This is a genomic window from Actinokineospora auranticolor (assembly GCF_041897805.1).
Taxonomy (GTDB): domain Bacteria; phylum Actinomycetota; class Actinomycetes; order Mycobacteriales; family Pseudonocardiaceae; genus Actinokineospora; species Actinokineospora auranticolor.
Genome location: NZ_CP154825.1, coordinates 8148238 through 8174607, shown reverse-complemented (window position 1 = coordinate 8174607; position 26370 = coordinate 8148238). Strand labels below are relative to the sequence as shown.

The 26370-nt window shown below is 72.1% G+C and carries 21 protein-coding genes; 10 read left to right on the top strand and 11 right to left on the bottom strand.

Annotated features, from left to right (window positions below; genetic code table 11):
• Positions 1 to 4: 4 nt before the first annotated feature.
• Positions 5 to 898 carry a DUF2993 domain-containing protein gene (locus V5P93_RS35880; protein WP_104479102.1) on the bottom strand — a complete coding sequence of 298 codons (894 nt, stop codon included), beginning with the start codon at positions 896 to 898 and terminating at the stop codon, positions 5 to 7.
• Between the two features lie 391 nt (positions 899 to 1289).
• On the opposite strand from V5P93_RS35880, the gene V5P93_RS35875 reads away from it, so the two are divergent.
• From V5P93_RS35875 to V5P93_RS35835, 9 genes are all read left to right on the top strand, one after another.
• Positions 1290 to 2015, top strand: coding sequence for a response regulator transcription factor (locus V5P93_RS35875; protein ID WP_104479101.1), 726 nt, complete (start codon positions 1290 to 1292; stop codon positions 2013 to 2015).
• 14 nt (positions 2016 to 2029) lie between these two features.
• Positions 2030 to 2935: a mycothiol synthase gene (gene mshD, locus V5P93_RS35870; protein ID WP_104479100.1), complete on the top strand. Its 906-nt coding sequence runs from the start codon at positions 2030 to 2032 to the stop codon at positions 2933 to 2935.
• 205 nt (positions 2936 to 3140) lie between these two features.
• Complete coding sequence (gene pstS, locus V5P93_RS35865; protein ID WP_104479099.1) at positions 3141 to 4274, top strand: phosphate ABC transporter substrate-binding protein PstS; 1134 nt, start codon at positions 3141 to 3143, stop codon at positions 4272 to 4274.
• A 30-nt stretch (positions 4275 to 4304) separates the two neighbouring features.
• Complete coding sequence (gene pstC, locus V5P93_RS35860) at positions 4305 to 5378, top strand: phosphate ABC transporter permease subunit PstC (protein WP_104479098.1); 1074 nt, start codon at positions 4305 to 4307, stop codon at positions 5376 to 5378.
• Positions 5375 to 6289: a phosphate ABC transporter permease PstA gene (pstA, locus tag V5P93_RS35855; protein WP_104479097.1), complete on the top strand. Its 915-nt coding sequence runs from the start codon at positions 5375 to 5377 to the stop codon at positions 6287 to 6289. The genes pstC and pstA overlap by 4 nt, the downstream gene beginning before the upstream one ends.
• Before the next feature lie 7 nt (positions 6290 to 6296).
• Positions 6297 to 7073, top strand: a complete 777-nt coding sequence (pstB, locus tag V5P93_RS35850) for a phosphate ABC transporter ATP-binding protein PstB (RefSeq protein WP_104479096.1) — start codon at positions 6297 to 6299, stop codon at positions 7071 to 7073.
• Between the two features lie 161 nt (positions 7074 to 7234).
• A complete protein-coding gene (locus tag V5P93_RS35845; protein ID WP_104479095.1) occupies positions 7235 to 7786 on the top strand; it encodes a DUF3558 family protein in 552 nt (183 codons plus the stop codon).
• Between the two features lie 139 nt (positions 7787 to 7925).
• The gene (locus tag V5P93_RS35840; RefSeq protein ID WP_104479094.1) at positions 7926 to 9431 is read left to right on the top strand and encodes a hypothetical protein; all 1506 of its coding nucleotides are present in this window, start codon (positions 7926 to 7928) and stop codon (positions 9429 to 9431) included.
• 6 nt (positions 9432 to 9437) lie between these two features.
• Positions 9438 to 10202 (top strand): ESX secretion-associated protein EspG, encoded by a 765-nt coding sequence (locus V5P93_RS35835; protein ID WP_104479093.1) that lies wholly within the window; start codon positions 9438 to 9440, stop codon positions 10200 to 10202.
• A 342-nt stretch (positions 10203 to 10544) separates the two neighbouring features.
• Here the strand turns inward: V5P93_RS35835 and phoU are convergent, their stop codons facing one another.
• The 10 genes from phoU to V5P93_RS35785 form a co-directional block, all read right to left on the bottom strand.
• Positions 10545 to 11210 carry a phosphate signaling complex protein PhoU gene (phoU, locus tag V5P93_RS35830; protein ID WP_104479418.1) on the bottom strand — a complete coding sequence of 222 codons (666 nt, stop codon included), beginning with the start codon at positions 11208 to 11210 and terminating at the stop codon, positions 10545 to 10547.
• 81 nt (positions 11211 to 11291) lie between these two features.
• A complete protein-coding gene (locus V5P93_RS35825) occupies positions 11292 to 15947 on the bottom strand; it encodes an LCP family protein (RefSeq protein ID WP_104479092.1) in 4656 nt (1551 codons plus the stop codon).
• A 255-nt stretch (positions 15948 to 16202) separates the two neighbouring features.
• The gene (locus tag V5P93_RS35820) at positions 16203 to 17135 is read right to left on the bottom strand and encodes a GGDEF domain-containing protein (RefSeq protein ID WP_104479091.1); all 933 of its coding nucleotides are present in this window, start codon (positions 17133 to 17135) and stop codon (positions 16203 to 16205) included.
• Between the two features lie 165 nt (positions 17136 to 17300).
• Positions 17301 to 17750: a hypothetical protein gene (locus V5P93_RS35815; RefSeq protein WP_245931254.1), complete on the bottom strand. Its 450-nt coding sequence runs from the start codon at positions 17748 to 17750 to the stop codon at positions 17301 to 17303.
• 17 nt (positions 17751 to 17767) lie between these two features.
• Positions 17768 to 18898, bottom strand: a complete 1131-nt coding sequence (gene dusB / locus V5P93_RS35810) for a tRNA dihydrouridine synthase DusB (RefSeq protein ID WP_104479089.1) — start codon at positions 18896 to 18898, stop codon at positions 17768 to 17770.
• Positions 18899 to 18973: 75 nt separating this feature from the next.
• The gene (locus tag V5P93_RS35805) at positions 18974 to 19768 is read right to left on the bottom strand and encodes a hypothetical protein (protein ID WP_146108018.1); all 795 of its coding nucleotides are present in this window, start codon (positions 19766 to 19768) and stop codon (positions 18974 to 18976) included.
• An 89-nt stretch (positions 19769 to 19857) separates the two neighbouring features.
• A complete protein-coding gene (locus V5P93_RS35800) occupies positions 19858 to 20745 on the bottom strand; it encodes a hypothetical protein (protein WP_104479088.1) in 888 nt (295 codons plus the stop codon).
• 1 nt (position 20746) lies between these two features.
• Positions 20747 to 21487, bottom strand: coding sequence for a maleylpyruvate isomerase family mycothiol-dependent enzyme (locus tag V5P93_RS35795; protein ID WP_104479087.1), 741 nt, complete (start codon positions 21485 to 21487; stop codon positions 20747 to 20749).
• Positions 21488 to 21520: 33 nt separating this feature from the next.
• Positions 21521 to 22066, bottom strand: coding sequence for a hypothetical protein (locus tag V5P93_RS35790; protein WP_146108017.1), 546 nt, complete (start codon positions 22064 to 22066; stop codon positions 21521 to 21523).
• Between the two features lie 66 nt (positions 22067 to 22132).
• Positions 22133 to 22606, bottom strand: coding sequence for an Lrp/AsnC family transcriptional regulator (locus V5P93_RS35785; RefSeq protein ID WP_245931286.1), 474 nt, complete (start codon positions 22604 to 22606; stop codon positions 22133 to 22135).
• A 143-nt stretch (positions 22607 to 22749) separates the two neighbouring features.
• Between V5P93_RS35785 and V5P93_RS35780 the strand changes: the two genes are divergently transcribed.
• The gene (locus V5P93_RS35780) at positions 22750 to 26154 is read left to right on the top strand and encodes an indolepyruvate ferredoxin oxidoreductase family protein (protein ID WP_104479417.1); all 3405 of its coding nucleotides are present in this window, start codon (positions 22750 to 22752) and stop codon (positions 26152 to 26154) included.
• Positions 26155 to 26370 lie beyond the last annotated feature (216 nt).

The window sequence follows — 26370 nt, the reverse complement described above, 5'->3', positions numbered from 1 at the left end:
GGGGTCAGCTCCGGCCCAGCACGACGTTCTCGGCCTTGCCCTTCACCGCGAGCTCGCCCGGCTCCACGGTGATCGCGGTCGGGGTGACCTTGAACGGCAGGTTGCCCGGGTCCAGGCGGCGGGCGAAGAGCTTGAGCACCTGGTCCTGGATGATCTTGGGCAGCTTCTGGTCGGCGCCGCCGGAGCGCACCTCCAGCCGCTTCGGCGCGATGTCCACGCTGCCGTCGACCAGCGAGACGATGGAGAACACGCACAGCTGCACGTCCTGGCCCGCGATGGCGACCGTGCCGCACAGCTTGACGCCCGCGGTGGTGCCCTCCTGGTCGGCGATCTCGCTGGCGTCCTCCTCGGTCTCCTCGCCCGGGGCGGGCGCGGTGTTCACCGAGGACTTCTTCACCGGGTCGATGGTCAGGTTGGTGATGGACTTGACCACGTCGTTGGAGTTCTCCTGGATGGCCCGGTTGACGTCCGCGGCCTTGATCCGGACCTGGCCCTCCACCTCGCGCACCGGGACCGACGACAGCGAGCCGCCGACCAGGTCGCCCAGCGGCGCCTGCACGCCGCGCAGCTCGGCGTGCACGTCGAGGTCGCGCAGGGTGTCCTTCACCGGCACGCCCTTGGCGTCGATGGTCACCAGGTCGTACTCGCCGGAGACGGCCTGCAGCAGGAACGAGAAGCCGCCGACCTTGACCGACGGGTGGTCGCGCAGGTCGAACTGCTGCTGCGCCCGCTTGGACACCTCGTGCTCGAACACGGCGGCCGCGCCGAAGTCCGCGGCGACCAGCAGCGCCAGCAGCACCACCAGGCTGATGACCAGCCTGCGCACGGCCTTCGACCGGCGGCGGGGCGCTGCGGACGGCCCGCCCGAGTTCGTCCCGGAGTTCGTCATGGTCGTCATCCCGCCACCCGTCTTGTGTCAACCCTGTGCAGTCTGGCGCCCCCCGGCGCGGTGGCGCCGGTCGGCACCCAAGTACCTACCCCCTGCGCACCGGAGGCACGCGGGTCGATGATCTCAACCCCCGGCACCAGGACGTCCGAACGGGTGGCGCAGTTGCGTCCAGCGGCCCAACCGGCAGGTGGACACGGGATTAACCGGGACGTAACGCACCCCTGCTGAGCTGCGGGGGAACACCCGAGGGCGGCCGCAGAGGCTGTGACGCCGACGTCACGGCGGCGACATTCCCCCGACCCGCGGGCTAGGGTTTCGACCAGCCGAAATCGCCACCCCCGAACCGGGGGCCGCACCCCAACGCCGCGGCGCGGACACGCACGAGAGAGGCGGACTCACGATGAGCCTCGACCTGCTGCTGCTGACCGCCGACCCGGACCCGTCCGCCGTGGTCCCGTCGCTGATGCTGCTACCGCACACCGTACGCGTCCAGGCCCCCGAGGTCACCGCGCTGCTGGAGGCGGGCGCGCGGGACGCGGTCGTCGTGGACGCGCGCACCGACCTGGCCGCGGCCAAGGGCCTGTGCAGGCTGCTGACCACCGGCGGGGACAGCGCCCCCGTGGTCGCCGTGGTCAACGAGGGCGGCCTGGTGGCGATCACCAGCGACTGGCGCATCGACGAGATCCTGCTGCCCACCGCGGGCCCGGCCGAGGTCGACGCCCGGCTGCGGCTGCTCACCTCGCGCGGCCCGGCCGGTGTCGCCGCCGACGGCGCGCTGCGGCTCGGCGAGCTGGTCGTCGACGAAGCCACCTACATGGCCCGGCTGCGCGGGCGCCCGCTCGACCTCACCTACAAGGAGTTCGAGCTGCTCAAGTACCTCGCCCAGCACGCGGGCCGGGTGTTCACCCGGGCGCAGCTGCTGCAGGAGGTCTGGGGCTACGACTTCTTCGGCGGCACCCGGACCGTGGACGTGCACGTCCGGCGCCTGCGGGCCAAGCTCGGCGCCGAGCACGAGCAGCTGATCGGCACCGTGCGCAACGTCGGCTACAAGTTCGTCCAGCCGCCCAAGTCCGGGACCCGCCGCGACGCGGATGTGGACACCACTCACCCGGTCGACGCGCGGTAGGTAGGTTCGGTCAGGTGACCGACCTGACCTGGCGACCCGACAGCCCGGGCGCCGTCACCGAGATCCGTCCGCTGCTGCGCGCCGTCGCCGAGGTCGACGGCCGCCCCGAGGTACCCGCCGACGGCCCGCTGGCCCGCGAGTTCCGCGGTGGTGAGCACCTGCTGGCCACCGACGGCGTCGAACTCGTCGGGTACGCGCACCTGGACACCGACGGCGACGCCTTCGGCCGCCAGGTCGCCGAGGTCCTGGTCCGCCCGGACGCCCGCCGCCGCGGTGTCGGCGGGCGGCTGGTCGAGGCGGTGCTGGCGCGGGCCGCGGCCGGTGTCCGCTTCTGGGCGCACGGCGACCACGCGGGGGCCGCGCGCATCGCGGCCCGGCACGGGCTGGGCCGCGTCCGCGAGCTGCTGACCATGCGCCTGGACCTGGCCGTCGCCACCCTCCCGGAGCCAACCTGGCCCGCGGGTGTGCGGGTGCGCGCCTTCGAGCCGGGGCGCGACGAGGCCGCCCTGGTCGAGGTCAACCGGCGGGCCTTCGACTGGCACCCCGAGCAGGGCGCGCTGACCGTGGCCGACGTCGAGGCGACCGAGGCGGAGCCGTGGTTCGACCCGGCCGGGTTGTTCCTGGCAGTCGACGAGCGGGACGAGGTCCTCGGCTTCCACTGGACCAAGGTCCACGGTCGGGGGCCCGATGCGGTGGGCGAGGTGTACGTCGTCGGCGTCGACCCGCGCGCGCAGGGCGGCGGTCTGGGCAAGGCCCTGACGCTGGTCGGACTAACCCATTTGAGGTCACTCGGGCTCTTGACCGTCATCCTTTACGTGGAGTCCGACAACGCACCCGCTGTTGCGGTATACGGCCGAATGGGTTTCACCCGTTCGGACGCCGACATCCAGTATGCACGTGCAGACGCGCACGGCAGCTGATCCGTTACGGACGGCAAACACACAGGTCACGGCAAGGCCACGAGCAGGAGTCGGCGGGATCGCAACCGACACAAAAACGGCCGTGTTCACCCTGCGTTAACCCCTATAAGGGCATCCGTCCATCAGTGCTGCCTAGCGTGCCGGGCGAGGCGGCGGACGTAGGGTACGTCGCGAACTCAGCAGACTCCTGCCTGGAGGAATCACTGTGATCAGCAAGCGGCCGGCGTCCGTGCTCGGCATCATCGCCGCGGGCGCCCTCGCGCTCACCGCGTGCGGGAGCGACAACAACGCGCCTGCCAGCGGGGGCAACACCAACACCGGGGCTCCCGCGCCCACCGGCTCGGCTCAGGTCGACTGCGGCGGCAAGAAGAGCCTGGTGGCCGAGGGCTCGAGCGCCCAGAAGGGTGCCATCGAGGCGTTCGTCGCCGCCTACGGCCAGAAGTGCCAGGGCGCCCAGCTCGCCTACACCGCCTCGGGCTCCGGCGCGGGCGTGAAGCAGTTCACCGCGGGCATCGTCGACATCGGCGGTTCCGACTCCGCGCTGAACAAGGACAAGGGCGAGGTCGACAAGGCCGCCGAGCGCTGCAAGGGGAACCCGGCGTGGAACCTGCCGCTGGTCTTCGGCCCGGTCGGCGTCGCGTACAAGGTCGGCGACGTCAAGGACCTCACCGTCACCGGCGAGCTGGCCGCCAAGATCTTCAGCGGCGCGATCACCAAGTGGAACGACCCGGCCATCGCCGAGGTCAACAAGGACGCGACGCTGCCGGACAAGGCCATCACGGTCATCTACCGCGGCGACGAGTCGGGCACCACCGACAACTTCCAGAAGTTCCTGAAGGCCGCGGGCAAGGGCGCGTGGACCAAGGACGCGGGCAAGAAGTTCAACGGTGGCGTCGGCCAGGGTGCGCAGGGCTCGGCCGGTGTCGCGGACGCGATCAACGCCGGTGACGGCACCATCGGCTACATCGAGTGGTCCTACATCCAGGACAAGAAGCTGAGCGCGGCCAAGCTGGACAGCGGCTCGGGCGCCGTCGAGCTCTCCGCCGACTCCGCGGCCGCCGCGATCAAGTCGGCCAAGGTCAAGGGCACCGGCAACGACCTGGTGCTCGACCTCGACGCGCTCTACGCCAGCAACACCGCGGGCGCCTACCCGCTGGTCCTGGCCACCTACGAGATCGTCTGCTCGAAGGGCTACGACGCCGACACCGCCAAGGCGGTCAAGGCGTTCCTGACCGTGGCCGCCACCGACGGCCAGCAGACGCTGTCGGACGCGGGCTACGTCCCGCTGCCGAACGAGTTCCAGGAGAAGCTGCTCACCGCCGTCAAGGCGATCTCCTAACCGATCCGGCAGACTGCGAGCCCGAGCGAGATGAGCGATTCCGACTCGGTCGGACGTTCCGCGGCCCCTGGCTTAGCCAGGGGCCCGCGGAACGGCGCGGCGACCGACACCGCACCGGAGGCCCCGATTTCTTCCACTCCCCAGCGGACGGGTGGGGACCCCACCGCACCCGCCAAGGTTGTCACCCGACCAGGTGACAAGATCTTCAAGGCGCTGACCGTCGGTTCCGGCGGCTTCGTGGTCGTCATGATCGCCCTGATCGGCATCTTCCTGCTGATCCAGGCGATCCCCTCGCTGGCCGACAACCAGGCCAGCTTCCTGTTCAGCCGGGACTGGAACGCCGAACCCGGCGCCCTCGCCTTCGGTGTGCTCGACCTGCTCCTGGTCACCATCTTCAGCTCGGTGTTCGCGCTGATCATCGCGATGCCGATCTCGCTGGGCATCGCGCTGTTCCTCACCCAGTACGCCCCGCGCAGGCTGGCCAAGCCGTTCGCCTACCTGGTCGACCTGCTCGCCGCGGTCCCCTCGATCATCTACGGCCTCTGGGGCGCCTACGTGCTGGCCCCGGCGCTGTCGCCGATCAGCGAGTGGCTCAACGACACGCTGGGCTGGATCCCGCTGTTCGCCAAGGGCAGCTCCGACCTGGCCATCGGTCAGACGATCTTCACCGCGGGCATCGTGCTCGCGGTCATGCTGCTGCCGATCATCACCGCGATCAGCCGCGAGGTGTTCGACCGCACGCCCCCGATGCAGATCGAGGGCGCGCTGGCGCTGGGCGCGACCAAGTGGGAGGTCGTGCGGACCACCGTGCTGCCCTTCGGCCGCGCGGGCTACATCAGCGCCTCCATGCTCGGCCTCGGCCGCGCGCTCGGCGAGACCATCGCCGTGATGATCATCCTGAGCTCCACCACCTCGCACTTCGGCTGGACGCTGTTCGACGGCGGCGACACCATCGCCTCGAAGATCGCCCGCGCGGCGCAGGAGTTCAACGACCCGCGCGGCGCCGGTGCCTACATCGCGGCGGGTCTCGTGCTGTTCGTGCTGACCTTCATCGTCAACGCGTTCGCCCGGTCCATCATCGCCGGCCACAAGGAGTACGAATGAGCACGGCGACCGACCTGGACCGGCCCGCATCGCCGCCCGCCTTCCAGGAGATCAGCGCCAACCGCCGGTTCAAGAACCGGTTCGCCACCATCCTGGTCGGCGGAACGTTCGTGCTCGCGCTCGCGCCGCTGGTCTGGCTGCTCATCACGGTCCTGGAGAGGGGCCTCGAGCACGTCATCTCGGCCGACTGGTGGCAGAAGTCGCTGGCCGGTCTGACCTCGCGCCAGCACGGCGGCGGCGTCTACCACGCCATCATCGGCACCCTCTACCAGGGGCTGGTCTGCGCGGTCATCGCCGTGCCGATCGCGATCCTGGTCGCGGTGTACCTGGTGGAGTACGGCAAGCGCTCCCGGCTGGCCAAGGCCGTGACGTTCACCGTGGACATCCTCTCGGGTGTCCCGTCGATCGTCGCCGCGCTGTTCATCTACGCGCTGTGGGTGACCACCTTCGGCCTGCCGCGCAGCGCCTTCGCGGTGTCGCTGGCCCTGGTGCTGCTGATGATCCCCGTGGTCGTGCGCACCACCGAGGAACTGCTCAAGATCGTCCCCGACGAGCTGCGCGAGGCCGCCTACGCGCTGGGCATCCCCAAGTGGAAGACCATCGTCAAGATCGTCATCCCGACCGCGCTGTCCGGCATCATCACCGGCATCTCGCTGGCCATCGCGCGCGTCATGGGTGAGACGGCCCCCGTACTGGTGCTGGTCGGCTACACGACCTTCATCAACTACGACCCGTTCGCGGGCAACATGTCCTCGTTGCCGCTGCTGATGACCTCCGAGCGGTTGACCACCAACGACGTCGGCGAGGCCCGGGTCTGGGGCGCGGCCGTCACGCTGATCATCATCATCACCATCTTCAACCTGCTGGGATCGCTGATCTCGCGGCTGACCTCACTGAAGACGACGAAGTAGGCGAGCCATGGCCAAGCGCATTGATGTCAAGGACCTGAACCTCTTCTACGGCAAGTTCCACGCCGTCGACGGGGTGTCGCTGGCGGTGCCGCCGCGCAACGTCACCGCGTTCATCGGCCCGTCGGGTTGCGGCAAGTCGACCGTGCTGCGCTCGCTCAACCGCATGCACGAGGTCATCCCCGGCGCCCGCGCCGAGGGCAAGGTGCTGCTCGACGGCGAGGACATCTACGCCACCACCGTCGACCCGGTGTCGGTCCGGCGGACCATCGGCATGGTGTTCCAGCGCCCCAACCCGTTCCCCACCATGTCCATCCGCGACAACGTCGTCGCGGGGCTGAAGCTGGCCGGTGAGCGGGACCGCAAGAAGCTCGACGAGGTCGCCGAGCGGGCGCTGCGCGGCGCGAACCTGTGGGCCGAGGTCAAGGACCGGCTCAACCGGCCCGGCGGCGGGCTCTCCGGCGGTCAGCAGCAGCGGCTCTGCATCGCCCGGGCCATCGCCGTGCAGCCGGACGTGCTGCTGATGGACGAGCCCTGCTCGGCCCTGGACCCGATCTCCACGCTGGCGATCGAGGACCTGATCCAGGAGCTGAAGAAGGACTACACGATCGTCATCGTGACGCACAACATGCAGCAGGCCGCCCGGGTCAGCGACCAGACGGCGTTCTTCAACCTGGCGGGCGTCGGCCAGCCGGGTCGGCTGATCGAGCTCGACGACACCGAGCGGATCTTCTCCAACCCCAGCCAGAAGGCCACCGAGGACTACATCTCGGGCCGCTTCGGCTGATCGAACCACGCTGAGGTCCCCCGTCCGGTGCGCCGGACGGGGGACCTTCGCGTTGTGGACCTTCCGCTTGCGCCACAACGCGTACCCCGTCCGGCGCGCGTTGGTACGGTGCCGGGTGGTCGGGGCTGGCTGGTCGGGGTTGGCACTGAGGAGTTGGCGACGTGAGACGCGCGCTGGGACTGGTCTCGGCGGTGGCGGCGGTCGTGCTGGGCGGTTCCGCCTGCGCGAACCAGACGGCGGGGACGGCGGTCGCGGTCCCGGGTGAGCACCCGGCGCCCGCCGGGCCGGAGGTGACCGGGTCGAGCGGGGCGCCCGAGCTGAGCCAGCTGCAACCGTGCGACCTGCTCGCCGACGCCGCGTCGAAGTCGCTGGGCATCGCCGCCGCCGGGAAGCCGGGGCGGACCGCGGACAGCCGCTCGTGCGAGTGGAAGGTCGACAAGGGCACGGTCGCCGACAGCTACACGATCACCGCCGAGGTGTGGCGCGACCGCGGCCTGGACCGGATCACCACCGAGCGGCCGGTCGAGTACCTCAAGGTCGGCGCGCACGAGGCCGCCCAGTTCATCGCGGGCGGCGGCAAGGGCTGCGCGGTGGCCCTCGCGGTCGGTGACGACACCCGGGTGGACGTGCGCGCGGCGGGCGAGAAGGTCGCGGAGGAGCTGTGCGAGTCCGCGCTGGCCGCGGCGAAGCTGGTGGAGCCGGTCATCCCCTGACCGCCCGGTGACCGGCTCACGGGAACCGTCGCGGTCCGGTTGCGTCGTAGTCGGGACGGTTCGCACGTCGGGTTGGTACGGTTCGGCGTGCGGCGGCGAGGTCGGGTAACCGCCAGGGTGGCGCTGGAGGGTGTGAGTCATGGTCGACACCGCGCAGGGGGACGAGCACTACGGTGGGCTGGTCGACACCTGGTTCGGCAACATCAACCGCATCGTGCAGCGCACCGCGCTCGGTGTGCAGGTGAACGCGTTGACCCCGCAGGTCGACACCCGCGACTCGCCCCCGATGCAGTGCACCAACTACGCGCGATTCGAACACGACGAGCTGAAGCGCATGGTCAACGAGGACATCGATCCGGACCAGATCGATGAGATGGGCCAGCTCTACTCGGACGCGGGCACGGCCATGTCCCAGTTCCGCGACGAGGTCTCCAAGGCGGTCACCAACAGCGAGGCCGACTGGAAGGGCAAGGCCAGCGAGAACGCCCGCACGTTCATGCTGGGCGTGGGCAACTGGGTGGGCGCGGCCGGTGACAGCGCGACGCTGGCGGGCGCGCAGACCAAGCTCCAGTCGACCGCGCTGAGCCAGGCCAAGAACGACATGCCCGAAGAGGTGAAGTTCGACCTCGAGGCCGCCAACAAGGACCTGATGAACACGTGGGACCCGATGACGGCGTACCTCAAGCAGGCCCAGTACCAGGAGCAGTACGAGAAGAGCCAGGCCGCGCACGCTGAGGCGGTCCAGGTGGTGGGCACGTACGACAGCCAGCTGGGCGGCACCGCCGTGATGCCCGCCTTCGCGGCTCCGCCGACGATGGGCAGCGGTGAGACCCCGCCGGACGGTCCGGATGACGGCGACACCGGCGACGCCAAGGTGACCAAGCGCGAGGTCGCCGTCAACGGCAACAGCGACGGCGGCCAGTACACCGGTGGCGGCGACCCCACGCGCGGCGGCGGCGGCAACAACGGCGGCGGGGGCGTGGTCCGGCCCAACGACGGCGGTGGCGGTGGTGGCGGCGGCGGTGGTGGCGCCGGCAACGGGGGCGGCATCAACCCGGGCGGTGGCGTGAACATCCCCGGCGGCAACGGCACGAACCCCGGCAACTGGCCCGGACCCGGCCCCACGCCGCCCATCCAGAACCCGTACCCCAACCCGCCCGGCACCCCGCCGCCCGGCGGTGGCGGCCCCGGCAACCCGGGCCTGCCCGGCCTCGCTCCTCTCGGTGGCGGTGGCGGCCCCTTCGGCGGCGACACGCTGCGTGAGCGGAGTGGCTTCGGCGGCGGTCGCGGTATCGGCGGTCCCGGTGGTGGCGGCGGTGGTGGTAGCTACGGCGGTGGTGGTGGCGCGAGTGGCGCCGGAGCCGGTGGTGGCTTCGGTTCTCGTCCTCCGGGCGCCCTCGGTGCTGGTGCGGGCGTCGGAGCCCTGGCTGCCGAGCAGGCCGCGATGGGTCGTGGCGGCGTCGGCGGAGCGGGTGCGGCGGGTCGTGGTGGCTCGGGCATGGGCGGTATGGGTGGCGGCGGTGGCCACGGCGGTCAGGGCGGTGAGGACGAGGAGCACCAGCGTCCGTCGTACCTGATCGAGGCCGACCCCGACGACGTGTTCGGCACGGACGAGATGACCGCGCCACCGGTGATCGGCGGATAGCGCTCGATGCCCCGTTCGTTCGCCCTGTCGTTGGCGGCCCTGGACGTCCTCACGGACCTGCTTGAGCTCAACGTGCGGCTGTTCCCGTTCAAGATCCCCAGCTTCGGCGAGTACATGGCGGACCGCGCCCGCATCGGTCAGGCGGTGTTCGCCGACCTCGCGGGCCGCGGCCTGATCCGGTACAACCAGATCGACCCGGACGTGGAGGCCGCGCTGCGGATCACCTCCGACCACCAGGTCGGCGTCGGCGTGCTGGGCACGGTGGAGTCCGACCGCCAGATCCTCGCCCGCGGCGCGGTGCAGGGCGGCACCGGCGTGCTCGCTGTCCAAGAAGGACAGATGATCCGGTTCGAACTCGTCGGCGCGGCCGGGTTGGCGAGGGTGCTGTCGGACCTGTTGCCGCGCATGGGGGCGGGCCCCGGGCAGTCGGTGATGGTGACCCAGGCGGCACCGGTGCGGCAGGAACCCGGCTTCATGCAACAGGTCCGCGCCCCACGGTCCTCTTCGGACACCCAACTCCGCCTGGCCGCCGCCATGCTGGAGCGTCCCCGCACCGGCTACGGCTTCTTCTCCGTGACGGGCCGGGGCCGCCACGGTCGAGAACTCGACGCGGGTGCCCTGACCTGGATCGACACCGACGCGGGCCGCTACCTGTCCCTGAGCCGCCCCCAACCGGACGGCGCCACCAGGATCACCTACAGCCCGGCCGACACCACCCGCTTCGCGGCCCAGCTCAACGACCTGATCACCGCCGCCCTCCCCCGCGACTGAGGCGGCTACCCGGTCGCTTCGACCGCGGTGTCGCGGAGTTGGCGGGCGAGGTAGTAGGCGACGGTCCAGGGGACGCGAGGTATCGCCTTGGCGTATCGCCTGCGCCACATGGGTCACGCTGTGTCGCCGGTCGGCTACCACGTCGGGGGAGGTATCAGGGAGCACCGGAGGCAGGCAGTGAACACCGGCCTGCTGACCGACCGGCAGGCCTGGATCGCGCAGGGCGCGCGCCTCTACCCCCGCCACTCCGGTGCGCGAGACCTGGTCGCGAGCCTCAGCACCGCATAGCAACGGGCGCGGCGCCCACCGGGTGGTGGAGCGCCGCGCCCGTGGGGAAAGTCCTTACAGGTCGTCGTCGCTGACGGTGCCGGGCATGCGGCCGGTGACCACGAACACGACCCGCTTCGCCACGGAGACGGCGTGGTCGGCGTAGCGCTCGTAGAAGCGGCCCAGGAGGGTCACGTCGACCGCCGAGGCGACGCCGTGTTCCCACTCCTTGTTCATGATCAGGGTGAACAGGTGGCGGTGCAGGTCGTCCATCTCGTCGTCGGCGTCCTCGATGGCGCGGGCGGCGGCGACGTCCTGGCTGCGGATGACCTCCTCCGCCCGGCGCGCGAGCTGCACCGCGACGCGGCCCATCTCGGCGAAGTAGCGGTTCACCGGCTCCGGCAGCACCGGGGCCGGGTGCCTGCGCCGGGCCGCCTTGGCCACGTGCAGGGCCAGGTCGCCCATCCGCTCCAGGCTCTCGGCGGCGTGGATGGCGGCCAGCACGGTCCGCAGGTCGGTCGCGACGGGGGCCTGCAGCGCGAGCAGCGCGTACGCCTGCTCCTCGCACGCGGACCTGGCGTCGTCGATCCGCTCGTCGCCGGTGATCACCTGCTCGGCGAGGCCGAGGTTGGCTTCCAGCAGCGCCCGGGTGGCCAGTTCCATAGCGTCGGCGACCATTGAGCACATGCTCGCCAATTTGTCAGCGAGCTGTCCGAGCTCGGATTGATAAGCCTCACGCATGCGCACAGCCTAGATGCCGGTACGCGGAGATGCGCCATCGCCAGATGAACCCGAAATGAACGGGACGTGCTCCAGGCCTGGTTAGGCGCAGGTCGGGTCGCCGCCGTTGATGGTGGCCAGGTTCTTCGGCAACTCCGGCTTGGGCTCCGCGGGGGTCGTGGGCGTGGCACCGGGACCACCGGGGGCCGCCACCTGTCCGGCGAACTCCGGGCCGAGCACGAGCACCAGCGCCCCGGACATCGACGGGTCCTCCTGCATCACCGCGCCGGGCACGGTCGAGGCCAGGGTCTGCGCCGCGGCCTCGTGGCCCTTGCCGTAGCGCACCACGGTCTTCGGCACGTTCGCGCCGACACCGGTCTGCACCACGGTGAAACCGAACTCCCCCAACCGCTCCGCGGTGCGCTTGGCGATGCCGCCGGTGGCGTTGCCGCCGTTGAGCACCTGGATCTTCAGCGTCTTCGGGTCCACCTGCTCGCGGATCGGCGCGGCCTGCTGCTGGGTGCCGTTGTCCGGGGCGGGCGGCGCGGCGGCCTCGCCGGGCAGCGGCTCGCCGTCGATGATCGCCTGGAATAGCGCGTGCGCGTCGTCGCGGCGCAGGACCTCGTTGCCGCGCCCGTTGGGCAGGCCCACGGTCGGGATGGTCACGAAGGTGACCCGCCCGGCCTCCAGGTTCTGCAGCGACGCGCCGAGGTTGGCCAGCGCGTCGACGTTGACGTTGTCACCCAGCGTCGACGCGGTGACCGCGCCGGTGAACTGGGCCAGCCGCGCGGGGTCGAACAGCAGTTGACCGGACATCGCCTTGCGCAGCAGGGACGACAGGAACCGCTGCTGCCGCTTGATCCGGCCGTAGTCGGAGGTCTTGTCGCCGCGCACGTGCCGCGCGCGCACGAAGTCGAGCGCCTGCTCGCCGTGCAGCAGCACCTCCTTGCCCGGCTCCTGGACGATCCACTTGTTCAGCATGGTGTCGAACATCGGCTGCTCGACGCAGACGTTGACGCCGTCCACCGCGTCGACCATGCCGCGGAAGCCGTTGAAGTCGATGCTGAGGAACCGGGTGATGTGCAGGCCGGACAGCTCCTGCACGACCTTGGTCACGCACAGCGGGCCGCCCACCTGGTAGGCGGTGTTCATCTTGGCGATCTTCACCGCGGGCGACTGGTCGCCGGTGTAGCGCACGGCCTTCGAGTCGAAGCGCTCGCACGCAGGCCTGCTGATCTCCAGGTCGCGCGGGAAGTTGACGATCACCACGCGGCTGCGGTCGGCCGGGATGTGCGCCACCATCACGGTGTCCGAGCGCGCGCCCGGCACCGTCTGCGTGTCGCCGACCCCCTCCTCGGCGTCGGCGCCCTCGCGGGTGTCCGAGCCGACCAGCAGGAAGTTCTCGTCGCCGAGCTGCGCCTGCGGGTTCTGCACGGACTCGTCGCCGACCAGCGCGCGCACCTGCTCGATGCTGCCGTTCGCGTACTCCTTGAAGCCCCAGCCGACACCCGTGCCGATGAACACCAGCACCGCGGTGGACCCGGAGAACACCTTCGTGATCCGCGACCAGCGGCTGCGCTTGGGCTTCTCGTCCTCGTCGGCCGCCTCGGCGTCCGGGCCGTCCACCGACACCGGTCGCACGACCTCGGTCGGCTCGGGCTGGGACAGCTCGTCGAGCTTCTGCTCCAGCTCGTCGTCGTCGTTGGCCCACGGGGTCAGCTTCATCTTGCGGGACTTGCGGGCCTTCTCCTCGGCCTTGAGCTCGTCGTGCACCTTGGAGAACCGGGCCAGCGTCTGGTCCACCCGGCGCCGCTTCTGCACGGCCTCGCCGATGGGCTCCATCTCGGTGGTCAGCCCGACGAGCTCCTGCGGCGTGGTGCCCGGCGGCGGCGTCAGCCCGACGCGCTCCGGCGCCTCGGCCGGGGTCTCCGCGTCCGCGTCCGGCTTGGGGGGCATGGACGACTGCCCGGGCGGCTGCTGGCGCGGGATGTGCGGCTTGCCGCCGTCACCCGCGACGGGGAACTGCCCGGACTGCCCGCCCGGCGCCGGGAACGTCCCCGACGGCTGGGGCTGGTCGCCCGGCTGGTCGGCGCGGGGGCCCGGGTGTGGCAGGTGGCCGGACGGCTGCGGTGCCCCGGCGATCGGCTGGTCCGGTCGGCCGGGGTGCGGCAGGTGCCCGGAGGACTGCGGTGCCCCGGCGATCGGCTGGTCGGGACGGCCGGGGTGCGGCATGTGCCCCGAGCCCTGGGGGCGCTCGCTGATCGGGAACTGGCCCGACCCCTCACCGGGGCGCGGCGCCTGGCTCACCGGGAACGGCCCGGACTGCTCGCCGGGACGCCGGTTCGGCCCGGGACCAGGGCGAACCGGTCCGGGACGCCCGGGGTGCGGGGTGTGGCCGGAGGACTGCGGCTGCTCGCCGATGGGCCGGTCGTTCGGGAACTGGCCACCGCCCGGGAACTGGCCACCGCCCGGGAACTGGCCCTCGCCCTGCGGCGCGGGGCGCGGCCGGGGCCTGCCGTCGCCGTTGGCGGGGAACTGCCCGGACCGGTCGTCGGGGTGCGGGGTGCGGAACTGGCCGGAGCGGTCATCGGGGCGCGGCGCCGGGTTCGGCCCGCCCTGGGTCGGGAACTGCCCCGAGCGGTCCTGGCGGGGGCCGTCGACCTGGGTGGGGAACTCGCCGGAGCGGTCCGGCTGCGGCTGCCGGGGGCGGCCGTTGGCGGGGCGGGGGTACTCGCCGGAGCGGTCGTCGGCGGGCGGCCCGTCGAGCCGGGGCGGGAACTCGCCCGAGCGGTCCGGCTGCGGCTGGCGGGGGCGGCCGTTGGCCGGGCCGCGCGACGGGTCCACCGGGAACTCGCCGGAGCGCTCGTCGGCGTGCGGGGCGCGGCCGTTGACCGGGAACTGGTCCGGCTGGGGGCGGCCGTTCGGCTGGCCGGGGCGCGGCGCGCGCGAGGGGTCGGCCTGGAACTCGCCGGAGCGGTCGTCCGGGTGCGGTGCGTGACCCGGACGTGCTCCCCGTGCCGCGTCGACGGGGATTTCGCCGTCGGGGTGCGGACCCCGGCGCGGTGCGCGCGCGTTGTCCACCGGGATCTCGCCGGACTGGTCGTTCGGATGCGGTGCCCGGCCGTTGGCGGCGAACTGGTCCGGCTGAGGACGACCGGGGCGCGGCGCCCGCGACGGGTCGACCGGGATCTCGCCCGACCGATCGTCGTGGTGGGGCGCGTGCCCGTTCGCGAACTGGTCCGCCTGGGGGCGACCGGGGCGCGGGGCGCGCGAGTTGTCCACCGGGATCTCGCCTGCGCGGTCGTCGTGCGCGTGCCCGTTGGGCGGGAACTGGTCCGCCTGGGGACGGCGCGGCGCGCGCAACGGGTCCACCGGGAACTCGCCGGAGCGGTCCTCGGGGTGCGGCGCGTGTCCGTTGACCGGGAACTGGTCCGGCTGGAGACGGCCCGGGCGCGGTGCGCGCGGGGCGTCGGCCACGCGGTCGTCGTGCGCCTGCCCGTTGGCCGCGAACTGGTCCGCCTGGGGGCGGCCGTTCGGCTGGCCGGGGCGTGGGGCACGGGGGTTGTCGGCCTGGATCTCGCCGGACGGGCGCGGTCCCCGGCCGTTGCCCTTGGCCGGTCGCGGTGCGCGCGGGAGCTCGCCCGAGCGGTCGTCGAGGCGGGGGCCGTCGACCTGGGTCGGGAACTCGGTGGGCTGCGGGGGCCTGCTCGGGCGCGGGGCGCGGCCTGCCGGGAACTGGCCCGAGCGGTCGTCGGGCAGGGGACCCTCGACCTGCGTCGGGAACTCGCCGGAGCGGTCGTCGGGTCGTGGTGCGCGGCCTGCGCGCGGCGCGCGGCCCGGCGCGCCCTCCGGACGCGGCTGGGCGCCCGCGGCGGGCGGGCGGTGCTCCGCGTCCAGCGGGAAGTCCGGGGTGCCCGGCGGGTGCGCCGGACCGTTCTCGGACCGGCCGCGGCGGCTCGCCCGCTCGGCCAGCGAGCGCCTGCCGATCCGGGGCTCGTCCGGCTCGCCGTGCCGGGGCGGCGGCTGGTTGCCGGGCAGCGCGCGCTGGGCGTCCTGCCTGCCGCGGCTCGCCGACTCGGCGAAGTTCTCCTTCTTGGCCCGTTTCCCGACCGGCGCGGGCGCGCCGCCCAGCAGGTCCAGGACCGACCGGGGCATGTCCGGCTCGGGCTCGGCCGCGGGCCGCTCCGGCGGGCGCTGGCCGGTCGACTGGGCCAGCACGTCGGCGGGCACCGCGTGGGTCGAGGTCCGGGTGCGCCGGTCCGGGCGCGGGGGCTCGGGGCGCTCGGCCACCGGGGCCGGGCGGGGCGGCTCGACGGGCTCCTCGGGGGGCGGCGGCGGGAACCGCCTGCCGCCGGTCTCTATCTCGTTGCGGTGCACCGGCGGCTCGTCCGGTTCGTCCGCGCGCCGCCTGCGGCCACCGCCCGTGGGCTCGGCGGGCTGCGAGTGCCGGGACTCGGGCTCGGGGGCGGCCCTGCGCCCCGTGGGGGCGTCCTGGCGCCGCGCCTGGCGTCTCGGTACCTCGTCGGCCTCATCGGCGTCCGGGACGGGCATCAGGTTCGACCGGGAGCCGCTGTGCCGCTCGACCAGATCGGACACGCTGACCCCGCCCGCGCCCTCCATCGACCGGCGCCTGCGTCGCGGCTGCTCGGTCGGCTCCGGGGCCCGGCGCCTGCCCCCGGACGACGGGGCACCGTTCGGCGCGCCCGTGCCGCGGTCGTTGTTCGATGAGCCCGGGTCGCGGTCGTAGTCGTCCGGCACCCGTACTCCCTTCGCCTAGCTACCTGGGCCTACCCCGCACCCAACCGGGGTACCTGCTCGAAGCGTTGTCAGTTGGTTATCAACCTGTTGCGGCGTCGCGTTCGGTTGCTTACCCGATCGTGTCACGCGGCGCGGGAGCGATAGTACGGATGGAGGTCGCTCGTGACGACGGCAGTCCGAGGTTTGTTCACTATCAGTACGGAGATTCGCGGATTGAGCTAGCCCGATCGGACTAATGCCTCCACGGTCGTGCGGTCAGCGCGCGGACACGCGGTGGGCGCTCACGGCCCGCCTGCCCGCGGCGGCTCCGGCCAGGTGAGCCGTGCCGTCCAGCTGATATGCGACCGCGTTGCGGCCGGACTGCTTGGCTGTGTACAGCAGCGCGTCCGCTTCCCGGAGCTGACGCTCTGGAGCGGCCGGTGTGTTGTCCGCCACTCGGATGGCCGGTTGGTGCGCCAATCCGATGCTGATCGTGACGCGCAGCCCCAGCACGAGGCTCGACCACGGGAAGTGCTCCACCCGCGCGCGGGCCGCCTCGGCGAGGTCCACCGCCGTCCGGCGGTCGACCCCCGGGAGCACGAGCACGAACTCCTCGCCGCCGTAGCGGGCGCAGAACCCGCCGTCGGGCAGGCCCTCCTGGAGCAGTTCCACCACCCGCTGCAGCACCCGGTCGCCGACGAGGTGGCCGAAGGTGTCGTTGACCTGCTTGAACCAGTCCAGGTCGACCAGCGCCACGGCGAGCCCGTCGGCCAGGCCCTGACCGGCCACCAGGTCGACCAGCCGCTGGTCGAGGTAGCGGCGGTTGTAGCTGGCGGTGAGGCTGTCGCGGATGCTCTGCTCGTGCGCCTCGGCGTGCTCGCGGCGCAGCCGGTCCACCTCGCGGCGGAACTGCTCCGGGATCTGCGGCGCGGTGCCCAGCTCGGTGATCAGGTCGAGCGCGGACCGCAGGTGCTGGTAGGCCTGCCGGTACTGCCCGCGCGAGGCCAGCAGCGCGGCGATCTCCTCGTGCAGGCTGATCAGGTTCGCGGTGTCGGCGGGCGGGTCGTCCGGGTGCTCCGCGCGCTCGGTGATCGCGGGGTGGCGCAGCGGCACGGTCGGCTCGCTGGTCCGGTTGTCCTGCCAGGGGTTGTCCCGCTGGTCGGGTCCCGGTTTGGCGACGCCTCGTCCCAGAACGGCCACCGCGGTCACCTCCCTACGTACGTGATGTGTCGTCAGAGAAGAGGTCACGCTTGAGCGACCAGGACGCATGGACGCAGGAATTCCCCCTACTGGTGGACCCCATGCTGCGCCGATCCAGTGACGAATCCGCAGCTTGGTCGCGGTCCGCACCGAACCCGCATCACCCGTTTGGAGTCACCTGGTCGGGCACGGAGTGAAGCCGTACACCTTCCCGTCCAGCACGACGAGCCGCTGCGAGCCGATCTGCTCCGCGAGGGTGACACCGCCTTGGCGGATGCGCACCGAAACGCCTACTACGTAGACCGACCCGCGGGGGCGCTTCTTGGCGCCATCCGGCTTCCACTTCAGGTCTAGGCGCAGCGTGGACAGCGCGGGCTCGATGTGCAGCACCAGGTTCCCCAAGTCGCAGCCGCCCGCGGTGAAGTCGGGGTGCTCGGTGTCGCGCTGGAACATCCGCTGGGTGCTGACGCCCTCGTCGCCGGACTCGTTGAACTCGGTGAAGTAGCGGGTGATGAGGTCGCGGTCCTGCGGGGACGAGCTGATGGACGCCACCGGGCTACCGGCGACGGTCGTCGTGCACCCCGCCACGGTCAGCGCGAGCACCAAGGCGCCCAGAACGCGCACGCGGGCGAGCGAGCGCATCAGCCCCCCGAGTGCATCAGTTCGGCCCCGTCGGGCACGGCGGCGTCCTCCGGGTCGTCCAGCCAGCCCTCCGGCAGCACGACCCGCCCCGGCGAGCCCTGCCGCCCGCGCGGCCCCTCGGCGTCGGGCGGGTAGGGGGCGGCGTGGTCGAGCGCGCCGATCAGGTCGGCCAGCTCGGCCAGGGTGCTCACCAGCCCGAACGACTTGCGCAGGTCCGAGCCGATGGGGAAGCCGCGCAGGTACCAGGCCATGTGCTTGCGCAGGTCCCGCACGCCCTTCTCCTCGCCGATGTGCGCGGACAGCAGGATGGCGTGCCGGTGCAGGATCGCGCCGACCTCGCCGAGCGACGGGCCCTCGGGCAGCGGCTGGCCGGTGAAGGCGGCGTGCAGCTCGCGGAACAGCCAGGGCCTGCCCAGGCAGCCGCGTCCGACCACGACGCCGTCGCAGCCCGTCTCGGCGACCATGCGCAGCGCGTCGTCCGCGCAGAAGATGTCGCCGTTGCCCAGTACCGGGACGGTGGTCACGGCCTCCTTGAGGCGGGCGATGTGCGACCAGTCGGCCTGGCCGGAGTAGCGCTGGGCCGCGGTGCGGGCGTGCAGCGCGACCGCGACGGCCCCCTCGGCCTCGGCGATGCGCCCCGCGTCGAGGTAGGTGTGGTGGTCGTCGTCGATGCCGACGCGGAACTTGACCGTCACCGGGATGCCCGCTGGCTCGGCGGCGCGCACAGCGGCCCGCACGATCTCGGCGAAGAGCCTGCGCTTGTAGGGCAGGGCCGCGCCACCGCCCTTGCGGGTCACCTTGGGCACCGGGCAGCCGAAGTTCATGTCCAGGTGGTCGGCCATGCCCTCGGCGGCGATCATCGTGACGGCGTCGGTGACGTTGCGCGGGTCGACGCTGTAGAGCTGCAACGAGCGGGGGTGCTCGTGCTCCCCGAAGGTCATCATCTCCAGCGTCTTGGAGTCGCGCTCGACGATCGCGCGCGCGGTGACCATCTCGCAGACGTAGAGCGAGGTGGGGCTGCCGAACTCCCGGCAGAGCTGTCGGAACGCGACGTTGGTGATTCCCGCCATCGGTGCGAGCACGACGGCGGGATCCACCCCGTACTGCCCGATCTTGAGCGGAGGGGTCACCCGACCAGGCTAGCTGGCCGCGCGCTTCGGGGCGTGCGGTGCCGTGAGGCCCGCGCGTGGCGGGCCTCACCGTGCCTACTGGAGGTCGGCGTACCAGTCGGACAGGCCCTCGGCGGAGGAGCTGTCGTCGGCGGGGCCGCAGTAGTCGTCCATCGCCGAGTCGTCGGCGTAGGGGTCGTCGCCGGTGGTGTCGTCGGTGGTGTCGTCGGTGGCGGGGACGTCCTGGGTGTCGTCGACGATGGTGTCGTCGGGCAGGTCCGCGGAGGTGTCCGTGGTGTCGGCCGTGTCCGTGGTGCCGCTGTCGGCGGAGCCGTCCGCGTGCTCGCCGAACGGGTCGTCCTCGGTGGTCGGGTGGGCCGGGGGCAGGTCGTCCACGGGGACGTCGGAGGGGACGTCCTGGGACTGGTCGTCGGTGGTGTCGTCCGTGGTGTTGCCGGTGGGCTCGACGTTGTCGTCGGCGCTGCTGCCGTCCTCGGTCACCGCGCCGGTGTCGTCGGTGGTCGACTCCTTGGGACCGGCGACGTCGGAGTCGTCGGTGGTGCCCGTGCCCGTCGTGTCGGTGGGCGCCTGGTCGGTCGGGGTCGGCTCGGTGTGGTCGCCGCCGATGCCCTTCTCGTTCCAGGTGCCGAGGCCGGTCGGGTCGCTGTAGGCGGATTCCGCGACGCCGTCGTCGTTGTAGTCCAGCAGGGCGGTGTCGGCCACGCCGTCACCGTCGGAGTCCCACATCCGGTCGTCGTAGCGGCCGTCGCCGTCGAAGTCGACCGCGATGGCGTCGTTGGTCCCGTCGCCGTCGACGTCCGCGTTGGCCGCACCGTGGTGCACGTTCGGCGCGCCCTCACCGGTACCGAACGAGTACTCGATGTCCGCCATTGTTGGCCCCCTCTTGGTTCGAAGTCGTCGGGTAGACGTGCGTACCCCCGACCCGGTTCCGCAGCGCCGGACGCAGATTAGTCGTCGGATCAGTCATAAAAGGACGGTTTGACCAAGGCAACCAGGTGACCCCGCGGCGCGTCCGCGTACGCCCCCGGCGCCGCCCGGATCGCGCGGTGGAAGACCAGCGCCCGCGCAACGCGGCCCAACCGGCAGGCGAGGTCCAGCTGCCGTCGCAGCTCGGGCCGGGTGCCGAAGTCGCCGAAGGGGTGGAGGTAGGCGTCGACGAGGCGGGTCCGCGCGGCCGGTTCGGCCTGGGTCAGCGGCACCAGCATCGAGGCGAACGGGTGGGCCACGACACTGTCGCCCCAGTCGTGGAAACGCCCGTCCGGTAATGCATTCCCGGCGTGCAGGTCGTTGTGGTCGACGCTTGCCGGAACCGGTGCGGCGCCCAGTTCCCCGGCCCACTCGGCGATCCGGGGACCCAGCCCGGCCACCTCCGCCGGAACATCACCAACAACACCGAGCGCTTCGACGAACCTGCCGGGCAGCGCCGCGGGCCGCATGTCGGCGACGCCCGCGGCGAGCAGCCGGTCGACGTGCGGCATGAGATCGATCTGCAGCCGCGCGTAGGCGGGGAGCGCGTCGATCAGCGGGGCGGCGCCGGAACCCCCGTCGGGCAACAGCAGCCACCCGCGCCGCTCGTCGACCGCGACCGGTTCGAGCACCCGCTCGGGCACCACCGACCGGAGCACCCCGTACAGCGCGGCCTCGAACCGGGCGCCGTCCCCGTTGGCCTTGAACCAGGCGAACCCGCGCGCGGTCTCCAACCGGAACACGACCGACCAGACCCGCACCCGGACCGCGTCGACGCCGCGAACCGGCCCCCAGCCATTCGCGGCCAACCGGTCGGCGGCCCACCGCAGCGCCCGCCCGCGCCACCGCCCCGACCCCCACAGCGCGTTGCCGGTGATCATCTCACTGGGTGGCGACCTTGAGCAGGGTGTGGAGGGTGGCCGGGAGCAGCGGGTCGCCCTCGAACTTGAGGGTCGGGTCCTCGACGCGGCGCCAGAGCCAGAGCAGCACCTGGTCCGGGTCGCCGGTGACGGTGGCGTCCGCGGTGCCCTCCGCGGCGACGGTGATGGTCGGGGCCAGCGTGACGAACCACGACGAGTCGCCCGCGTCGACGCGGACGGTGCGGCCGTCCAACGCGTCGAGTGCGCCTTCGAAGGCCTGCGGGTACTCGGCGGTCGCGAAGGCGAGGAAACAGGTCAGGACCTCGTCCACGCCGTCCGCGGCCAGGTCGGCGGGGATGGGGGTGATCGGCAGGCCCGCGGTCAGTTCCGCGTCCACGCGGTGGATCAGGGCCTCGTGGGCCATCCGGCGGGCCCAGAAGCCGACGGTCTGCTCCGGCGGGTACCAGGTGAGGGTGGTCTCCTCGGCGTCCCGAGTGGACAGTTCGGTGCGCAGTTCGGCGTACGCGTCGTCATAGGCCGCGACCGGGTCGGCGCCGGTGAAGTCCGGGGGCCACGGGGACGGCCAGGCGTTGTGGCGCATGGTGGTGGCCTTGTGCCGGTAGACCTCGGCGACGTGCAGGAGCAGGTCGGCACCCGTCCACGGGGCGCAGGTGGGCACGGTCTCGGTGAGGGTGCCCGCAGCGGCCTCCCGCAGCCGCGCGGTGTCGGCGGCCAGGTGCTCGAGGTAGTCGGCTTTGTGCATGCTCGGACTCAACCACGAACCCCCTACAATCCATCAACCACTTATCCAGAAGAAGCCGCCCGCCCGGTCGTGCTCCTCGACGGTCGCGCTCCCGCCGACGCGCAGCGGCAGGCCGGTCCGCTGCCGCACCTGCACGACCACCGACGTCCCGTCGCCCATGGTCACTTCCGCTTCACCGAAGGTGCGGTCCACCCGTCCCGTTCGGATGACGCAGGTCCGGCCGACGACGTCCGGCGCCGACTGGAACCGGGGTGCCAGCACCCGCGCCACCAGCCGGGTGCCCGCGAAGGCCACGGTCAGCGCGACGAGCAGCACCGCGAAACCCGACAGCGCGGGCAGGGGGCCGGTGGACAGCAGCAGGTCGCCCGCGAGGCAGGTCAACCAGGAGAGCGCGGTCGCCACGGTCAGGCTGACGCTCAGCGGCACCCGGCCGAACGCCTCCGGGTCGGCCGCGCCCACGGCGTCCACAGAGGACAGTCCGACGGCGACTAGCAGCCAGTAGCCGACGACCACCACGAGCAGGAACGTGAAAACCACTGCGGGAAAGCCGAAAGTGGCGACCAGGACATGCTCCACCATCGCACGGAAGCTACCCGACCGGTCCGCCGAATTCACCGGATCGACGAAAGTGCTCCACTATGGACCTCATTCCGCGATCGAGCGCTCCACCGCGTCCAGCATCGGCGCGACCCGGAACGGGATCTGCTCGGTCATCGCGACCGCGGTCGTGCTGCGGATGACGCCCCGGCAGGACAGCACCGCGTTGATCACCTCGTGCAGGTGCCGGGTGTTGCGCGCCGCGACCCGCACCAGCAGGTCGCCGTCCCCCGCGATGCCGTGCGCCTCCAGCACGAACGGCACCGCGCCCAGGTCCTCGACGGCCGCGACGAGCCTGCCCTGCGCCACCTGCACGGTGACGAACGCGGTCACCTCCACGCCCAGCGCGGTGTAGTCCACCGCCCGCCCCCGCGCCCCCACGACGCCCTGCCGCTCCAGCCGGGAGACCCGCGCGTGCGCGGTGTTGCGCGCGATGCCCAGCCGCTCGGCCAGTTCGGTGATGCCGATCCGGGGGCTGGCCACGAGCTCGCGGAGCACCCGCAGGTCGAGGCGGTTGACCATGCCCACGATGCGCAACCCTCCCGGCAACGGAGACGCGATTTTGAGCGATATGCTCAACGTCAAAGTGACAGTCTTGCACAGCGCTCACGTCAAACCGTCTGCTTGCCCGTGGCGCGCAGAGCGCAGGGGAAGGTGTGATGGGCATGACGGAGCTGGCCGACTACCGCCCGGCCGACGTGGTCCGCCGCGACCGCGGCCTCGGCGCGCTCACCGGCGTGCAGGCCCTGGGCAAGCTGCTGGTCGACCAGCACCGCGCCGACCAGGCCAGGGGCTGGCGCACCGCCGGTCTCGTCTCCGGCTACCGCGGCTCCCCGCTCGCCGGGCTCGACCTGGTCCTGGAGCGCAACGCCGACCTGCTCGCCGAGCACGACATCGAGTTCATCCCCGGCGTCAACGAGGAGCTGGGCGCGACCGTCGTCTACGGCTCCCAGCTGGTCACGCAGCTGCCAGGCGCGCGCTTCGACGGCGTCTTCGGGCTCTGGTACGGCAAGGCCCCGGGCGTCGACCGGTCGGTGGACGCGTTCAAGCACGGCACCTGGATGGGGACCACCCGGAAGGGTGGCGTGCTGGTGGTCGCCGGTGACGACCCGGCGAGCAAGTCGTCGTCGCTGCCGTCGAACTCCACGATGGCGCTGGCCGAGTCGTACCTGCCGGTGCTGGCCCCGGTCGACGTGGCCGACGTGCTGCGCCTGGGGCGGTACGGGTTCGAGCTGTCCCGGTTCACCGGGTCGTGGACCGGCTTCACCGTCGTCACCGCTGTGGGGGACGCCTACGAGGTGGTCGACCTCGGCGCCACCCCGGAGATCGTGGTCCCCGAGTTCGAGTGGGACGGGCGTCCGTGGGCGCCGACGCACAACCCGGGCGTCGACATCCCCCGAGCGCTGGCCATGGAGCGCGAGGTGCTGGAGGGCCGGTTCGCCGCCGCGCTCGCCTTCGCCGCCGCCAACGGCCTCAACCGGATCGAGGGCGCGGTCCGCGACGCGCGGCTCGGCCTGATCACCTCCGGTCACACGTACGCTGGCCTGCGTGACGCCCTCACCCGGATGGGGCTCACCGAGTCGGAGTTGGCGCGGCGCGGGGTGCGACTGCTGCGGCTGGGCATGGTCCACCCGGTCGACCCGGACCTGGTCGCGCGGTTCGCCGACGGCCTCGACGAGGTGGTCGTGGTCGAGGACAAGCGCGCGTTCATCGAGACCCAGGTCAAGGAGGCGCTGTTCGACCGCGCCGTGCGGCCGCGGGTGTTCGGCAAGCGCGGCCCCGATGGGGCGACCCTCGTCCCGGTGACGGGCGCGCTCGACGCGGACCGCCTGGTGCGGGTCCTCGGCCCGTTCCTCGCCGAGCGGCTGGGTCGCGAGCACGTCCGCCTGCCCCGCCCCGACACCCGGTCGAAGATCGCGTTGCCGCTGGTCAACCGCACCGCGTTCTTCTGCTCCGGCTGCCCGCACAACCGCTCCACCGAGGTCCCCGACGGCTCCATCGCGGGCGCGGGCATCGGCTGCCACGCGCTCACCACCTTCATGGACCGCAGCGTCGGTTTCACCCAGATGGGCGGCGAAGGGGTGAGCTGGGTCGGCGCGTCCCGGTTCACCGACACCGAGCACCTGTTCCAGAACCTCGGTGACGGCACGTTCTTCCACTCCGGCAGCCTCGCCGTCCGCCAGGCCGTGGCGGCGGGCACCAACATCACCTTCAAGCTGCTCTACAACGCCGCCGTGGCGATGACCGGCGGCCAGCACGCGGACGGCGCGGTCGACCCGGTCGCGGTCACCCGGATGCTGCACGCCGAGGGTGTCGCCAAGACCGTCGTGGTCACCGACGAGCCGAAGAAGTACCCGCGCGGCACGAAGTGGGCGCCGGGCGTGCGGGTGCGCCACCGCGACGACCTCGACGCGGTGCAGCGGGAGCTGCGCGCGACCCCGGGCGTCACGGTGATCATCTACGACCAGGAGTGCGCGGCGGAGAAGCGCCGCAAGCGCAAGCGCGGCCTGGCCCCCGACCCGGCCACCCGCGTGCACATCGCCGAGTCGGTCTGCGAGGGCTGCGGCGACTGCGGGCAGAAGTCGAACTGCCTGAGCGTCGAGCCCGTGGACACCGAGTTCGGCCGCAAGACGCGGATCGACCAGACGTCGTGCAACAAGGACTACTCCTGCCTGCTGGGCGACTGCCCGTCGTTCGTGACCGTCGTCCCGGGCGCCGCGCGCAAGCAGATCGATCGCGCGGAGATCCCCGCCGACCTGCCCGAACCCGCGTCCCGGCCGACGTCGGCGGCGCTGGTGATGGTCGGTATCGGCGGCACCGGCGTGGTCACGGCCAACCAGGTCCTGGCGACGGCCGCGCTGGTCAGCGGCCTGGACGCGCGGGCGATGGACCAGACCGGGCTGAGCCAGAAGGCGGGCGCGGTCGTCTCGCACCTGCGGATCTCGCCGACCCGCGAAGAGGTTCCCGGCCTCGTCCCGGCGGGCGCCGCGACCGGCTACCTGGTCTTCGACGCGCTGGCTGCGGGCGCCGAGACCAACCTGTCCCGCTGCGGTACCGACACCGTCGCGGTCATCTCGACCTCCGAGGTCCCCACGGGCCGCATGGTCGTCGACCCGTCGGTGACCTACCCGGCCGCCGACGACCTGCTGCGCCGCATCGGCTCCCGCACGGCGGACGTCCGCGCGTTCGACGCCCTCGACCTGGCCGAACGCCTCTTCGGCGGCACCGCCGCAGCCAACTTCCTGGTCCTCGGCGCGGCCTACCAACTGGGCCTGCTCCCGCTGACCGCCCAGGCCATCGAACACGCCATCACCCTCAACGGCGTCGGCGTCACCACCACGATCCAGGCCTTCCGCGCCGGCCGCCGCGCAATCCTCGACCCGTCCTGGCTGGCAGGCGAAACCACGCGCGAGGCCACCCCGTCCCCCCTGGCCACCGACTTCACCGGCGAACTCCGCCGACTGCTGGACATCCGCCTACCGGAACTGGTGGCCTACCAGAACGAGGCCTACGCCCAGCGCTACCTCGCGGCGGTCCGCCAAGTGCACGACGCCGAGCGCGCGGCGAACCTACCGGGCACCCTCACCGAGGCCGTGGCCCGGAACCTGTTCAAGCTGATGGCGTACAAGGACGAATACGAGGTCGCCCGCCTACACCTGGCCAACCGCGCCGAAGTAGAGGCCACCTACGGCCCAGACGCCAAAATCGGCTACCAACTCCACCCCCCAATCCTGCGCGCGATGGGCATGCGCCGAAAGATCACCCTCCGCCGAACCGCCCGCCCGGCCTTCGCGGTACTACGAGCAATGCGAGGCTTGCGGGGCACGGCGTTCGACCCGTTCGGCAGAGCACACCTGCGCAAGGTCGAGCGGGAGTTGGTGGCGGAGTACGAGGCGTTGGTGCCGGTGCTGGTCGCGGGGCTGGAGCGGTACGAGCTGGCAGTCGAGATCGCCGGACTGCCGGATGCGGTGCGGGGCTACGAGGAAATCAAACTCGCCTCAGTAGAGCGCTACCACGAGCGACTCGCGACCTTGCTGGAATCGCTACGAGAGGCGCCACAGCGAGTGTGAGGGTGCCACCCGCCACGCTTCTCTCCCCAGCCACTCCAGCAACGGTCGCTTGAAGCCCTACTCTGCCCCGACACTCTTCTCTCCCAACCCACCCTCCAAGCGCCGCAGGATCCAAGCTCCACCCAGCGCAACGCGGCTACGCCGGGCCCGCCTCGAAACCGCTACCGAAGCTCAACCCGCACAGAACGCAACGCGGCTAAGCCGGAACTCGCCTCG